Source organism: Rhizorhabdus sp. P4_G5 (assembly GCF_056401065.1).
This window is the reverse complement of the sequence record NZ_JBFUKB010000001.1, coordinates 22,569-36,958: the sequence shown is the minus strand read 5'-3', so window position 1 is coordinate 36,958 and position 14,390 is coordinate 22,569. Positions and strand designations below refer to the sequence as shown.

15 protein-coding genes are annotated in these 14,390 nt (G+C 65.7%); 12 read left to right on the top strand and 3 right to left on the bottom strand.

Features of this window, described 5'->3' with window-relative positions; all coding sequences use genetic code 11:
* The first annotated feature begins 44 nt into the window (after positions 1-44).
* From AC1DQK_RS00195 to AC1DQK_RS00165, 7 genes are all read left to right on the top strand, one after another.
* Entirely contained in the window at positions 45-800 is a 756-nt protein-coding gene (locus tag AC1DQK_RS00195) for a TSUP family transporter (protein ID WP_477866167.1), read from the top strand.
* An 81-nt stretch (positions 801-881) separates the two neighbouring features.
* Complete coding sequence (locus AC1DQK_RS00190; protein ID WP_477866165.1) at positions 882-1,703, top strand: alpha/beta fold hydrolase; 822 nt, start codon at positions 882-884, stop codon at positions 1,701-1,703.
* Between the two features lie 8 nt (positions 1,704-1,711).
* Positions 1,712-1,900 (top strand): hypothetical protein, encoded by a 189-nt coding sequence (locus AC1DQK_RS00185; RefSeq protein ID WP_477866163.1) that lies wholly within the window; start codon positions 1,712-1,714, stop codon positions 1,898-1,900.
* 13 nt (positions 1,901-1,913) lie between these two features.
* Entirely contained in the window at positions 1,914-2,366 is a 453-nt protein-coding gene (locus tag AC1DQK_RS00180) for a DUF488 domain-containing protein (protein ID WP_477866161.1), read from the top strand.
* A gap of 24 nt (positions 2,367-2,390) precedes the next feature.
* On the top strand, positions 2,391-2,588 hold the full coding sequence (locus AC1DQK_RS00175; protein ID WP_477866159.1) for a KTSC domain-containing protein: 198 nt from the start codon (positions 2,391-2,393) through the stop codon (positions 2,586-2,588).
* On the top strand, positions 2,585-3,316 hold the full coding sequence (locus AC1DQK_RS00170) for a DUF72 domain-containing protein (RefSeq protein ID WP_477866157.1): 732 nt from the start codon (positions 2,585-2,587) through the stop codon (positions 3,314-3,316). Before AC1DQK_RS00175 ends, AC1DQK_RS00170 begins: the two co-directional genes overlap by 4 nt.
* Before the next feature lie 76 nt (positions 3,317-3,392).
* The gene (locus AC1DQK_RS00165; RefSeq protein WP_477866155.1) at positions 3,393-3,992 is read left to right on the top strand and encodes a DUF4142 domain-containing protein; all 600 of its coding nucleotides are present in this window, start codon (positions 3,393-3,395) and stop codon (positions 3,990-3,992) included.
* A gap of 69 nt (positions 3,993-4,061) precedes the next feature.
* Here the strand turns inward: AC1DQK_RS00165 and AC1DQK_RS00160 are convergent, their stop codons facing one another.
* On the bottom strand, positions 4,062-5,072 hold the full coding sequence (locus tag AC1DQK_RS00160; RefSeq protein ID WP_477866153.1) for an NAD(P)H-quinone oxidoreductase: 1,011 nt from the start codon (positions 5,070-5,072) through the stop codon (positions 4,062-4,064).
* A gap of 82 nt (positions 5,073-5,154) precedes the next feature.
* Between AC1DQK_RS00160 and AC1DQK_RS00155 the strand changes: the two genes are divergently transcribed.
* The 5 genes from AC1DQK_RS00155 to AC1DQK_RS00135 all read left to right on the top strand — a co-directional run bounded on the left by AC1DQK_RS00155 (position 5,155) and on the right by AC1DQK_RS00135 (position 12,778).
* Positions 5,155-5,352 carry a DUF1192 domain-containing protein gene (locus AC1DQK_RS00155; RefSeq protein WP_477866151.1) on the top strand — a complete coding sequence of 66 codons (198 nt, stop codon included), beginning with the start codon at positions 5,155-5,157 and terminating at the stop codon, positions 5,350-5,352.
* 125 nt (positions 5,353-5,477) lie between these two features.
* Positions 5,478-7,790, top strand: coding sequence for an ATP-dependent Clp protease ATP-binding subunit ClpA (gene clpA / locus AC1DQK_RS00150; RefSeq protein ID WP_477866149.1), 2,313 nt, complete (start codon positions 5,478-5,480; stop codon positions 7,788-7,790).
* Between the two features lie 206 nt (positions 7,791-7,996).
* Positions 7,997-9,466 carry a Si-specific NAD(P)(+) transhydrogenase gene (sthA, locus tag AC1DQK_RS00145; RefSeq protein WP_477866147.1) on the top strand — a complete coding sequence of 490 codons (1,470 nt, stop codon included), beginning with the start codon at positions 7,997-7,999 and terminating at the stop codon, positions 9,464-9,466.
* Positions 9,467-9,599: 133 nt separating this feature from the next.
* Entirely contained in the window at positions 9,600-10,286 is a 687-nt protein-coding gene (locus tag AC1DQK_RS00140) for an ABC transporter ATP-binding protein (RefSeq protein ID WP_477866949.1), read from the top strand.
* Complete coding sequence (locus AC1DQK_RS00135; protein WP_477866145.1) at positions 10,283-12,778, top strand: ABC transporter permease; 2,496 nt, start codon at positions 10,283-10,285, stop codon at positions 12,776-12,778. The genes AC1DQK_RS00140 and AC1DQK_RS00135 overlap by 4 nt, the downstream gene beginning before the upstream one ends.
* Before the next feature lie 10 nt (positions 12,779-12,788).
* Here AC1DQK_RS00135 and AC1DQK_RS00130 read toward each other — a convergent pair whose 3' ends face one another.
* Together AC1DQK_RS00130 and AC1DQK_RS00125 are read right to left on the bottom strand one after the other, a co-directional pair.
* Entirely contained in the window at positions 12,789-13,364 is a 576-nt protein-coding gene (locus tag AC1DQK_RS00130) for a nucleotidyltransferase family protein (protein WP_477866143.1), read from the bottom strand.
* The gene (locus tag AC1DQK_RS00125; protein WP_477866141.1) at positions 13,361-14,293 is read right to left on the bottom strand and encodes an XdhC family protein; all 933 of its coding nucleotides are present in this window, start codon (positions 14,291-14,293) and stop codon (positions 13,361-13,363) included. The genes AC1DQK_RS00130 and AC1DQK_RS00125 overlap by 4 nt, the downstream gene beginning before the upstream one ends.
* Positions 14,294-14,390 lie beyond the last annotated feature (97 nt).

The following is a 14,390-nucleotide window of genomic DNA, read 5'->3' as shown; positions in this document are numbered from 1 at the left end:
GCCAAGGCTTGCACGGCCCGATGGCATGCGGCACGGGCGCGGCTATGCATCTTGCGCCCGAAATTTATCTGCTGCTGACCGCCGTAGCCTTCACAGCGGGCGTCATCGACGCCATTGCCGGCGGCGGCGGGCTGCTCACCGTGCCCGCCATGCTGGCGGCCGGACTCCCGCCCATTCCGGCCCTGGCCACCAACAAGCTCCAATCGAGCTTCAGTTCGGGCACGGCCACGTTCAGCTTCAGCCGGAAGAACATGATCGACTGGCGGACCTATTGGCCGCAGGTGCTGGTGATCCTGATCCTGTCGGCGATCGGCGCGCATGTCGTCCAGTCGATCGAGACCGACATATTGAACCTGATCGTTCCCGGCCTGTTGATCGCGGTCGCGGCCTATGTCCTGCTCAGCCCTCGGATGTCCGACGAGGATGCGCATCACCGGCTCAGTGCCAGGGGCTACCTCCCCATCGGCGGAGCGATCGGCTTCTACGACGGCTTCTTCGGCCCGGGTACCGGCAGCTTCTTCGCCACCACATTGGTGTCGCTGCGTGGCCTCGGACTAATCCGCGCGACCGCGCACACCAAGGCATTCAACTTCGCCAGCAACATCGGCAGCCTGATCGTCTTCCTGCTCGGCGGCCATACCTTCATGCTGCTCGGGCTTTGCATGGCGATCGGCTCCGCCTCCGGAGCCTATACCGGATCTCACATGGCGATGCGGTTCGGCGCCAGGGTGATCCGCCCGGTGCTGGTAACGATCTCCGTCGTGCTGACTATCAAGCTGCTGTGGAATGCCCTGAACTGAGCCCGGTCAAGCCGTGCAGGGCCCCTCGGAACCTCTCGATGGTCGCCGGGTTTAACGGCCTTCCCAGAGGAGACGCCCATAATGAGCACCCTATCCGCGCGCGACGGTTCGACCCTGCATGTCAAGGATCTGGGCTCCGGCGAGCCGGTGGTGCTGATCCATGGCTGGCCGTTGAGCGGCGACATGTGGGAATATCAGACGGTTGCATTGCTCGAGGCCGGCTACCGCGTGATTGCCTATGACAGGCGCGGGTTCGGCCATTCCAGCCACCCCGCAAATGGCTATGATTACGACAGATTCGCCGACGATCTCGCCGACATCTTGGAAAAGCGGGACCTGCAGCAGGCGACGCTGGTCGGCTTCTCGATGGGCGGCGGCGAGATCGCGCGCTACCTGTCCAGATACGGCGTCGGACGCGTCGCCAAGGTGGCGCTCGTCAGCTCGGTTGTCCCCTATCTGCTCAAGGAGGAAGATAATCCCGAGGGCATCGAATACAGCGTCTTCGCCGAGATGAAGCGCGATATCCGCAAGGACCGCTTCGCCTTCCTCGGGAGCTTCGCCAAGGCGTTCTACGGTGCCGGCCTTGCCTCCCATCCGGTCAGCAAGGAGCTTCTCGACTGGACTTTCATGCTGGCGATCATGGCCAGCCCCAAGGCGACGATCGAATGCATCGATGCCTTCGGCACCACCGATTTCCGGCCCGATCTGGCCGCCTTCACCGTGCCGACCCTCATCATCCATGGCACCGCTGACAAGACGGTGCCGATCGACCCGACAGGGCGCGCCGCCGCGAAAGCAATTCCGCATGCCACGCTGCTCGAATATGAAGGCGAACCCCATGGGCTATTCGCCACGGCGCCGGAACGACTCAACATGGACCTTCTTGCTTTCCTCACCCGTTAGCGCCGAATATGACGGACCAGACAGCAGGAGAGATCGCGTTGAACGACAGCAGTACGCCCGGACCCGTAAAGGAAAACAAGGGCAAGCAGGCACCCAAGATTACCAAGAAGACCGCCGTCGTGGGCGCCGCTATCGGCGTGGGCTCGGCAGCGATCGTGGCGGCGCTGCTCTACGCGAACCGCAACAACAAGAGCTGAAGCGACCGCGCCGATGCGCATCTTCACGATCGGCTATGAAGGGGCGACCCAGTCGGAGCTGGTCGAGCGCCTGAGACTCGCCGGGGTGAAGCTGCTTGCCGACGTTCGTGCGGTCCCGCTGTCGCGTCGACCGGGCTTCTCGAAGAACATCCTCGCCGCCGGCCTCCGCGAGGCCGGCATCGACTATGTCGGCCTGAAGGCGCTCGGCACCCCGCCGGAAGGCCGCGAAGCGGCGCGCAAGCACGATCTCGACACATTGCGGCGGATATATTCGGCGCAACTCGATCTGCCCGAGGCGATGGTGCAGGCGGCGCAGCTCCGCGATCTCGCGCAGGAACGCCCGACCGCGCTGCTCTGCTTCGAACGCGACCCGGCCTGCTGCCACCGCACCCTGTTGGTAGAATCGGCCATGCCCGAGGCCGATGTGGTCCATCTGTTCGTTGACGGCAGCGGCCCAGGAGCCTGACCGCGAACTGCGCGTTCCCGCCCCATGCCTTCCAGCGTCATCCGCCGTTTCGATTATGACGAGCCCAGCCGCCGGCTCGACGTCCAGTTCGTGACGGGACGGCGCTACAGCTATCATGACGTCCCCGCCACGCTGGTCGAGGCGATGCGCAGCGCCAGATCCAAGGGGCAATTCTTCAACGCGCGCATCCGGGACCATTTCCGCTTCACGCGCGAGACATGACCGGGCGCATCTTCGTCGGCACCGCAGGCTGGTCGATCGCATCGCGGGATCGATCCGAATTCCCGCACGGCGGGTCGCATCTCGAACGCTACGGCGCGCGGTTCAACGCGGTCGAGATCAACAGCAGTTTCCACCGCCCGCACCGCTTCGACACCTATCGTCGATGGGCTGAAACCGTGCCGCCCGGGTTTCGCTTTTCAGTCAAGCTTCCGAAACAGATCACCCACCAGCTCCGCTTGGTCGATTCCGAGCGCCATATCGAGACGTTCGCCGATCAGATAGCAGGCCTTGGCGAAAAGCTGGGCGCGGTGCTGGTGCAGCTCCCGCCCAAGCTTGCCTTCCACGCAGGGGTCGCGAATGCATTCCTCGCGGCTCTCCGGGCGGCTATCGCAGCGCCGATCGCCTGGGAGCCGCGCCACGCCAGCTGGTTCACGCCCGAAGCCGAAGCATCGCTGGCCGAGCGCCGCGTCGCGCGTGTCGCCGCCGATCCGGCCCGGGTGCCGGAGGCGTCCGATCCCGGCGGCTGGCCCGGGCTGCGCTATTTCCGACTGCACGGATCACCGGTCATCTATCGGTCGGCCTATGGCGAGGGTCGGCTGCGCGGCTATGCCGCCACGCTCCGCGCGGGCTCGGCCTGCGACAGCTGGTGCATCTTCGATAACACCGCAGCCATGGCGGCAATCGGCGATGCGCTGATGTTCGCCCGGATCAAGGCCGAGCAGGGCTGAGCCTGCTCGTTCGGCACGGTCCCGGAACGCCGTCGACCTTGGGTCGTTTAGCCCGTCCGCCACGGAGGAGAGACCCATGAAACATATATTAGTCGCGACTGTCGGTGTGTTGGCGCTCAGCCTAGCGGGCTGCAACAAATCCGAGCAGGCCGCGCAGGGCGCCGCCAATAGCGCCAGCGAAACCGCCGATAGCGCAGGCGCAATGGCTTCGAATGCGATGGTGGACGTGAAGCAGGCGATGTCGCCCACCCCGAACGGCATGGACTTCGCCAACACCGCGGCCAAGTCGGACGCCTTCGAGATCGCGACGTCAAAGCTGGCGCAGGCCAACGCCACCTCTAAGGAGGTCAAGGACTTTGCCGCCGAGATGATCAAGGCGCATACGGACTCGACGAGCAAGATCAAGGCTGCCGCGGGGAAGGCCAGTCCGGCCATTACCCCCGATCCCGCGCTGACCGAGGATCAGAACGAGGATCTCGCAGAACTGGGCAAGAAGAAGGGCGCTGACTTCGACGAGGCCTATATCGACGGGCAGGTCGCGGCGCACCAGACCACGTTGGCGATGATGCGCGATTATGCCGAACGTGGTGACACGCCGTCGCTGAAGGCCGTAGCGGCGGAAATCGCCCCGACCGTCCAGAAGCATCTCGATCATGCGAAGATGCTGGACAAGTAAAGACGCGAAGGGCCGGGCAATCCGTTGCCCGGCCCGCCTTGTGTCAGCCGCGCGAGCGGAAGGGGTCGTTCACCGCATAGCCGGGCCCACCTCCAGCACCACTTTCCCGATATGATCCTCGTCCATGCGCCGATGCGCAGCCGCGGCCTCGGCTAGCGGAAAAGTGGCGTCGATGATCGGCTTTAACCGTCCCTCCTCGACATGCGGCCACACCACCGATGCGATTTCGCTCGCCACCAGCGTCTTGAATTCCACGCTGCGCGGCCGCAGCGTCGATCCGGTGAGGGTCAGCCTCTTCTGCATGACCTTCCAGATCGGGATCTCGGCCTTGGCGCCCCGGAGCACCGCAATGGAGACGTGCCGGCCATCCTCCGCGAGGCAAGCGATGTTGCGCGGCAGATAGTCGCCGCCGACCATGTCCAGCACCGCATCGACGCCTCGCCCGCCGGTGATGAGCCGAACCTCCTCGACGAAATCCTGCGAGCGATAGTTGATCGCGTGGGCGGCCCCCAGCTTCAGCGCCGCGGCACATTTCTCGTCCGAACCGACGGTAACGATGACCTGCACCTGGAAGATCCGACCGAGCAGGATCGCCATGGTGCCGATTCCGCTGGTGCCGCCGTGGATCAACACCTGATCCCCCTCGCCTACATAAGCGCGCTCGAACAGGTTGCTCCACACCGTGAACAGCGTCTCTGGAATCGCCGCCGCTTCGATCATCGACAGGGTGTTCGGCACCGGCAGGCACAGCCCGGCGTCGGCGACGGCATATTCGGCATAGCCGCCACCCGCGAGGAGCGCGCAGACCGGCTGGCCGAGCAGCTCCCGCTGGGTCCCCTCCCCCAGGGCAACGACCTCGCCCGCGACTTCGAGGCCGGGGATGGTCGGCGCACCGGGAGGCGGCGGATAGGCGCCGATCCGCTGGGCAATATCCGGCCGGTTTACCCCTGCGGCTGCCACGCGAATCAACAATTGGCCCGTGCCCGGTTGTGGCACGGGCCGGCGAACCGGAAGCAGAATCTCCGGGCCGCCCTTGTCCGCGGGGTCGATCGCCGTCATCCAATCGGGAATTTCGGCCATCTAGCCCCTCTTTTTCGCGTGGCACCGGCCGTCCACCGAAGGGTTTATTGACATGCGCCCCGCAGCGGTCAACGCTGTGCCCATGGAGCCCGACGATCTTTTCGCCAAGCGCCCCGACGACCCGGTGCAGCAACTCATCCGGCAGGATATCGATCACCTGTCGGTGGACGAACTCGAAGTCCGGATCGCCGCGCTCGATACCGAAATTGCCCGCTGTCGCGAAAAAATTAAAAAAGCCGTTAACCATCGCGCAACAGCTGAAAGCCTATTCAAGCGATGAAGGCGCGCTGTCGAGGTCGGCGTCCCGCTGTCTCGACAGAGGCTGGTTCTTGATGAACGGGCCTGGGCACCCGACATATAGGCTACCGGCATGGCTCGGTCCATGCCGCACGGAGTAAGATAACCATGCCTTCATTCGCCCGCGAACTCGAACAGACGCTGCACAACGCGCTGAGCGCTGCCAGCAGCCGGCGCCATGAATATGCGACGCTGGAGCATCTGCTGCTCGCCCTGATCGCCGACGAGCATGCCTCGAAGGTGATGATTGCCTGCGGCGTCGACCTCTCCGAGCTTCGCAACGCCGTCACCAACTATCTCGATACCGAACTCGACGCCCTCAAGGTCGAGGGTGAGACCGATCCCTCGCCGACCAGCGGTTTCCAGCGTGTCGTCCAGCGCGCCATCCTCCATGTCCAGTCCTCCGGCCGCGAGGAGGTGACGGGCGCCAATGTGCTCGTCGCCCTGTTCAGCGAGCGCGAAAGCTATGCCGTCTTCTTCCTGCAGCAGCAGGACATGAGCCGCCTCGACGCGGTCAGCTTCATCAGCCACGGAGTCGGCAAGGCCGGACAACCCACGGAGCAACGCGAAGTGAAGGGCGCCGAAGAGGAAAAGAGCCAGGCCAAGGCGGACGGCAAGAAGGGGGAAAGCGCGCTCAAGCAGTTCTGCGTCAACCTCAACGAGAAGGCCAAGAACGGGAAGGTCGATCCGCTGATCGGCCGCGGCCCCGAGGTCGATCGCACCGTCCAGATCCTGTGCCGCCGCTCGAAGAACAACCCGCTCTATGTGGGTGATCCCGGCGTCGGCAAGACCGCAATCGCGGAAGGGCTCGCGCGCAAGATCGTCGAGGGCGACGTTCCCGAGGTGCTGTTGCCGGCGGTGATCTACTCGCTGGACATGGGCGCGCTGCTCGCCGGCACCCGCTATCGCGGCGATTTCGAGGAGCGCCTCAAGCAGGTCGTCACCGAGCTCGAAAAGCTGCCCCATGCGGTGCTGTTCATCGATGAGATCCACACGGTGATCGGCGCGGGCGCAACATCGGGCGGCGCAATGGATGCCTCCAACCTGCTCAAGCCGGCGCTGTCGGGCGGCACGATCCGCTGCATCGGCTCGACCACCTACAAGGAGTTCCGCAACCATTTCGAGAAGGACCGCGCGCTGCTGCGGCGCTTCCAGAAGATTGATGTGAACGAGCCGACGATCGAGGACACGATCAAGATCATCACCGGCCTGCGCACCGCGTTCGAGGAGCATCACCACGTCAAATACACGCCCGATGCCATCAAGGCCGCGGTGGAGCTTTCGTCGCGCTACATCAACGACCGCAAGCAGCCCGACAAGGCGATCGACGTGATCGATGAGGTCGGCGCTTCGCAGATGCTGGTGCCGCCGGCCAAGCGCAAGAAGGTGATCACGCCCAAGGAGATCGAGGCCGTGATCGCGACGATGGCGCGCATACCGGCGAAGTCGGTCTCGACCGACGACAAGAAGACGCTCGGTTCGCTCGAGACCGATCTCAAGCGCGTCGTGTTCGGCCAGGACAAGGCGATCGAGATCCTCTCCTCGGCGATCAAGCTCAGCCGCGCGGGGCTGCGCGATCCGGACAAGCCGATCGGCAACTATCTGTTCTCCGGCCCGACCGGCGTCGGCAAGACGGAAGTCGCGCGCCAGCTGGCATCGATCCTGGGCATTCCGTTGCAGCGCTTCGACATGTCGGAATATATGGAGCGGCATTCGGTCAGCCGCCTGATCGGCGCCCCTCCGGGCTATGTCGGCTATGACCAGGGCGGCCTTCTGACCGATGCCGTTGACCAGCATCCGCATTGCGTGCTGCTGCTCGACGAGATCGAAAAGGCGCATCCGGACCTGTTCAACATCCTGCTGCAGGTGATGGATAACGGCAAGCTGACCGATCACCACGGCAAGACGGTGGACTTCCGCAACACCATCCTGATCATGACCACCAACGCCGGTGCGTCCGACATGGCGCGCGAGACGGTGGGCTTCGGCAACCTCACCCGCGAGGGCGAGGACGAGGAAGCGGTCAAGAAGATGTTCACGCCGGAGTTCCGCAACCGCCTCGATGCGATTGTGCCGTTCGGCTATCTGCCGCCCGAGGTCGTTTCGCGGGTCGTCGAGAAGTTCATCCTCCAGCTCGAACTGCAACTGGCGGACCGCGACGTCCACATCAGCCTCGACGAGGAGGCCAAGACCTGGCTCACCAACAAGGGCTATGACAAGCTCTACGGCGCTCGGCCGATGGGCCGCCTGATCCAGGAAAAGATCAAGCAGCCGCTGGCCGAGGAATTGCTCTTCGGCAAGCTGGTCCATGGCGGCGAGGTCAAGGTGAAGTTGAAGGACTTCGCGCTGTCGTTCGAGCTCGTCCCGGCGGCACCGAAGCGCCCGAAAAAGGGTGGCACCAAGCCCAAGCTCAAAGTGTGATCGTTCAGCCTGGCTGAGGAAAGGCCCGTCTCGAAAGAGGCGGGCCTTTCGCTTTGGGCTCATTCATTCTCCCGGCCATCATTTCCGCGGATGTCCCATCAAGCTCGGTCGTTACTGCCTCAGACCGGGCGTTAACCATGTTTTCAAGGCTCCGGGCGTAAGAGAGGACGTCGGACTCGCGAGCACGGGTCAATCTGGGGGATGTGATGCGTTACGAACTGATCGTCATTGGCAGCGGGCCGGCGGGACGCCGCGCCGCTATCCAGGCTGCGAAGCTGGGCAAGTCGACCCTGGTCGTCGAGAACCGCTTTCGGGTTGGCGGAGTGTCGGTGCACACCGGCACCATCCCGTCGAAGACGCTGCGCGAAACCGTGTTGAATCTGACTGGCTGGCGCGAGCGGGGTTTTTACGGCCGGGCCTATCGCGTCAAGAAGGACATTCAGGGCAAAGACCTCAATGCCCGCCTGAAGATGACGCTGGAGCACGAAATCGACGTGCTCGAGCATCAGTTCACCCGTAACGGCGTGCGGACGGTCGAGGGTGCGGCCCAATTCCGTAGCCCGCACGAGATCGCCGTGACGGGGCCGAGGGGCGACGTCCACATCTTCGAAGCCGAGCGCGTGCTGATCGCTGTGGGGACCAATCCCTATCGCCCCGCTTCGATACCGTTCAACGACAGCACCATTCTAGACAGCGACAGCCTGATCGCAAACCCGCGCGTGCCGCGCAGCCTGACCGTGATCGGTGCCGGCGTGATCGGCATCGAATATGCCACCATCTTCTCGGCGCTCGACGTGCCGGTCACGCTGATAGAACCCCGCGAAACCTTCCTCGATTTCGTGGACCGCGAGATAATCGACGACTTCGTCCACCAGTTGCGCGACCGCGGCATGACGATCCGGCTCGGTTCCAAGGTCGAGCGGGTCGAGGTCGACGGCCAGGGCTGGCCGATCTCGGTGCTCGACGATGGCCGCCGTATTCGTTCGGAAATGCTGCTCTATGCGGCGGGACGCATCGGCGCGACCGGTGCGCTGGGGCTGGAGAATTGCGGTCTCGAAGCCGACAGCCGCGGCCGGTTGACCGTCGACCCGGTCACGCTCCAGACCGACGTTCCGCATATCTATGCCGCCGGAGACGTGATCGGCTTCCCCAGCCTTGCCTCCACATCGATGGAGCAGGGCCGCATCGCCGCCTGTCACGCCTTTGGCGCGCCCATGCCACCCGCCCCCGCTTATTTCCCCTATGGCATCTACGCAGTGCCCGAGATTTCCACGGTCGGCCTGTCCGAGCAGGAAGTGCGCGACCGCGGTATCCCCTATGAATGCGGCATCGCGCGGTTCCGCGAGACATCGCGCGGCCATATCATGGGCATGCAGGCGGGCATGATGAAGATGGTCTTCGCGCTCGAGGACCGCCGCCTGCTCGGTGTCCACATCATCGGCGAAAGCGCGACGGAACTGATCCACATCGGCCAGGCGGTGCTCAACCTCGGCGGAACGCTCGACTATTTCGTCGAGAACACGTTCAATTATCCAACGCTCGCGGAGGCGTACAAAATTGCGGCCCTCGACGCCTGGAACCGCATGCCGCGCTGCGACGACACGCACCAGACCGCGCTTGAGCGAGCGCTACCGGAGTTGCAGCGTATAGCGGTCCAGGGACCCAAGGCCGCCTGAGCTTTCCCGGATTCCTCGATCTCGCCGCCGGTCGACTGGCCGGAATCGTCGCGAAGCCTCGCCTCACCCATTGATAGTGCCGCCGACGATCCTCATGTTGCAGTACAGCAACGAACAGGATCGCTTCGCCGGCATGACATCACCCATCATCGACGCCAGCGCCCTTCGTCTCGCGCTAGGCAAGGGGTCGGCGCGGGTCGAGATCCTGAAAAGCATCGATCTCGCTATCGGCAGCGGTGAAACGGTCGCGCTGCTTGGCCCGTCGGGCTCGGGCAAGTCATCGCTGATGGCGATCCTGTCAGGACTGGAGCGGGCCGACGCTGGCAGCATCAGCGTGGCAGGTCTCGATTTCACGCGTCTCGACGAGGATGGCCTCGCCGCCGCGCGGCGCGGACGGATCGGCATTATCCTGCAGGCCTTTCATCTGTTGCCGACAATGACCGCGCTGGAGAATGTCGCCGTTCCACTTGAGCTCGCCGGCGAAGCCGATGCCTTTGCATGGGCACGCGCGGAGCTCGAGGCAGTCGGCCTGGGCCATCGGCTCGACCATTATCCGGCCCAGCTGTCAGGCGGTGAGCAGCAGCGCGTCGCCATCGCCAGGGCGACCGCGCCCCGCCCCGTAATCCTGTTCGCGGATGAGCCCACCGGCAATCTCGACGCGGCGACCGGCGCGGGGATCATGGACCTGCTGTTCGATCGCCAGCGCGAAACGGGCGCCACGCTGCTGGTGATCACCCATGATCCCGAACTCGCCAAACGCTGTCGCCGCGTCGTCGAGATGCGCGACGGGCAGATCATATCCGACCGGTCGGCCGCATGACCATCGCCTGGAGGCTGGCGCTGCGCGAGATGCGCGGCGGCTTGCGAGGGCTGCGCCTGCTGATCATATGCCTGTTTCTGGGCGTTGCCGGGCTGGCCGGCGTGGGCAGCCTCGGCGAGGCGATCACCGCCGAGCTTGACGCCCGCGGCCAGGAGATATTGGGCGGCGACATCGAAATGCGAGTTGCCCAGCGCGAGGCGACGCCCGTCGAGCGCACAGCATTTGGCCGGGTCGGAATCGTCTCGGCCAGCATTCGCATGCGGGCGATGGCGTCGCGCCTCGATGCCGAGGCGTCGGTGCTCGCCGAACTGAAGGGTGTCGATGATCGCTGGCCGCTCTACGGCGCGCTCAAGCTAGCACCGGGGGCGTTGCGCCCCCGTCCCGCCGGGCTCGATGTCGCCATAGCCCCCGAACTCGCCGAGCGGCTGTCTGTCCGCCTTGGCGACCGCATCCACGTCGGCGACACGAGCCTGCGCGTGATCGGCCTAATCGTCGACGAACCCGACCGGGTCGGCGAGGGCTTCACCCTTGGACCAACGATCCTGCTGTCGCAGCAAGGGCTTGGAGCGACCAGGCTGGTCCAGCCCGGCAGCCTTTTCACCACCCGTTACCGCATCCGCCTTGCCGGCAATCAGGATGCGCATGCGATCGCCGAGCGGCTTGACGACCGATTTCACGACGCCAATTGGGAAGTGACGGATCGCAGCAATGCCGCGCGCGGGCTGCGGCGTACCGTCGAGCAGCTCAGGCAATTCCTCACCCTCGTCGGTCTGACCGCGCTGATCGTCGCCGGCATCGGGGTCGGCAATGGAGTCTCGTCCTGGCTCGACCAACGGCGACCGGGGATCGCGACCCTGAAGATCCTCGGCGCGTCCTCGCGCATCATCTTCCGCATCTACCTGATCCAGATCGCCCTGGTCGCAGCCGGCGCGGTCGTCGCAGGACTGGTGGCCGGCGCGGCCGTCCCTGCGCTCGTCGGCAAGATTGCCGGCGATGCGCTGCCCGTCGAGCCGCATTTCACACTCTTCCCGCTGCCGCTGCTGGTCAGCGCCGGCTATGGCCTGCTGGCCGCCTTGCTCTTCAGCCTCGCCCCGCTTGCCCGGGCAGGACAGGTCAGCCCCGCGGCGATCTTCAGGGCACGGGTCGAGCCCTTCGGCCTTCCCCGCTGGACGGTCCTGGCGCCCATGGCCGGCGCAGGCGCGGGTATCGCGGCGCTCGCGATCGGCACGGCCCGCGATCCCCTGCTCAGCGCCGGCTTTCTTGCGGGCACCGTCGCCGTTTTCGCGCTGCTCGGCGGGATAGGGTGGCTCGTTCGCCGCGGCGCGCGTGCTGTTCCGCGTCCTCGGCGGCCGCTGCTCCGCCTCGCCATCGCCAATCTGCACAGGCCCGCGGCGCAGACCGATCGGCTCATCGTGGCGCTCGGCCTCGGCCTCACCTTGTTCGTGATGCTCGCGGTGCTGCAGACCAACCTCGCCAACCAGATCGAGCGCACCATCCCGGCGACAGCACCGAACTTCTTCGTACTGGACGTGCCCACCGACGGGATCGACCGGTTCCGCCGCACCGTCCATTCCAAGGCGCCCGACGCTCAGATCACCAGCGTGCCATCATTGCGCGGGTCGGTGGTGGCAGTGCGCGGCGTCCGCGTCGCCGACATGAAACCGGTGCCCAAGGGGGCCTGGATCCTGAACGGCGACCGCGGCCTCACCTATGCCTCGGTACTGCCGCAGGGCAATGAGATCGTCGCGGGCAAATGGTGGCCGGCCGACTATGCCGGCCCCCCTCTCGTCTCGATCGAGGAGCAGGCGGCCAAGGCTCTCGCCCTCAAGCCCGGCGATGCGATGAGGCTGTCGGTGCTCGGGGTGGAGATCGATGCGAAGATCGCCTCCATCCGCCGGGTGAATTGGGAGACGATGGGCTTCAATTTCGGCATCGTCTTCGCCCCGGGCACGCTCGAAGCGGCGCCCCACAGCTATATGGCGACCATCACCCTGCCCGATGCGCACGAGGCGGCGATCAACAAGGCGGTCATCGCTGCTTTCCCTTCGGCGTCGCTGATTCGCGTCAAGGACGTCGTCGACCAGCTATCGCAGGTGTTTGGACAACTCGCGATGGCGATTCGGGCAGTCGCATCGGTGACGCTGGCTGCAGGCGTCGCAGTGCTGATGGGCGCGATCGCCGCGTCACGACGCGCTCGTCTCTACGACGCCGTCCTGCTCAAGCTGCTTGGCGCGAGCCGGCGCCAGATCCTCGCGGCGCAGGCTATCGAATATGCCCTGCTCTCCGTCATCGTCGCGGGGCTCGCGCTTGCGGCGGGCACGGCGGCCGGCTGGTCCATCGTCACCGGCATTTTCGAGCTTCGCTGGGCGCCAGACTGGGGCGTGGTGCTGGCGACGTTGGCAGCCGGCGCGACGGGCACGCTGGGCATCGGCATGCTCGGGTCCTTGCCCGTCTTGGCGGCGCGGCCGGCGGCGGCGTTACGGACGCTCTGACCCGGACTCGTCATGCAGCGAAGAGTCGCCGCGCCCGCTCCAGCGCCTCGGGCGTATCGACATCGATCTCCACGCCTGGGTCATCGCAATCCAGCAACGTCACCGGATGGCGCGCGAACAGCGCCCGCCCACCCTGGTCGCCGGTCAACCCCGCCAGTTCGCCAAAATGCCGTCGTCCCCACAGGACGGGGTTGCCGGGCCGCTGCTGGTAGCATGGCCGGACAATAGCAGCGGCCGATGCTCGTTGCGCGATCGCGATCAGCGTAGACGCGCGAACGAAGGGCATGTCGCCGAGACAGACTAGCACCGCCAGCCAGTGAGGTGGTGCGACGCGGGCCGCCGCCGCCAGAGAACAGCCCATGCCGAGCGCGTGATCGGCGGCCTCGACGATTACTGCCCGCCGCTCGAGCAGCGCCGCAACCCTGCTGCCGGGCGCGACCGCGACGATCGGTTCGCCCAGCCCGGCTGCGGCGATCGCCTCGCAGGCATGGAGGATGAGCGGCTTGCCGCCAAGATCCGCGAGCAGCTTGTTCTCGCCCATCCGCCGCGCGCTCCCTGCCGCGAGGAGGATTGCGCCAACCGTCACGCGCCGCGCAACGCCGCCGTCGCGCCCGCCAGGATCGATAGCGCGATCTCGGCAGGGGTCGCCGCGCCGATCGCGAGCCCGGCCGGCCCATCTATGCGGGCGAGCAGCTCGGGCGCGAAGCCCAGCGCTGCGAGCCGCTCGAGCCTCGCCGCATGAGTGCGCCGAGAGCCGAGCGCTGCAATGTAGAAGGCATTGCTGCGCAGCGCGGCCGCCAGCGCAGGATCATCGATCTTGGCGTCATGCGTCAGCGTGATCACCGCGGTACCTGCGTCAGGCCTCCATTCGGCGAACGCCTCGTCCGGCCAGCGTGTGTCTATCTCGATGTCGGCGAAGCGGCTCGCGGCGGCGAAGCTGTCACGCGGATCGACCAATTGCACATGATAGCCGAGTTGCCGGGCCAGAGGCACCAGCTTCTGGCCGACATGCACGGCGCCGACGATCATCATGCGCAGCGGCGGAGGATAATGATTGACGTAGCTCGCCTCGCGCGCGGCAGACGTCTCGATGCTGGTGCCGTTGGCAAGGTCGGTGGTGACGGCAAGGCCGAGCCCCTGCCCGCGTTGCGCGATGATGCGATCGAGCAGCCCGGGCGGATAATGCTCGGCGTCGATCGTCTGGATCAGGACCGAAATCTTGCCGCCGCAGGCGAGGCCGAAGGCCCAGGCATTGTCACCCTGTACGCCATAGTCGTGCCGTTCATGCCCCCCGCCCGACCGGATCAGCGCCCGGGCCGCGACGATGACATCCCCTTCGACGCATCCGCCGCTGACCGAGCCCTCGAACAATCCGTCGTCCCGGATGATCGCATGGGAGCCGCGCGGCCGCGGCGCCGATCCCCATGTTTCGATGACGGTAGCGATCGCGACGCCGTGGCCCTCCCCGACCCAGGCGCGGGCCTTGCACAGGAGATCACCGAGTTCGTCGAGCATGAGGCGGCCATTCAGTCATAGTTGGACTTGCCCGCGCGGATCGCGCGCGGCATGGAGCAGCCGGCTTTGCCACAATTTCTTCACGGGCGCACCCGCC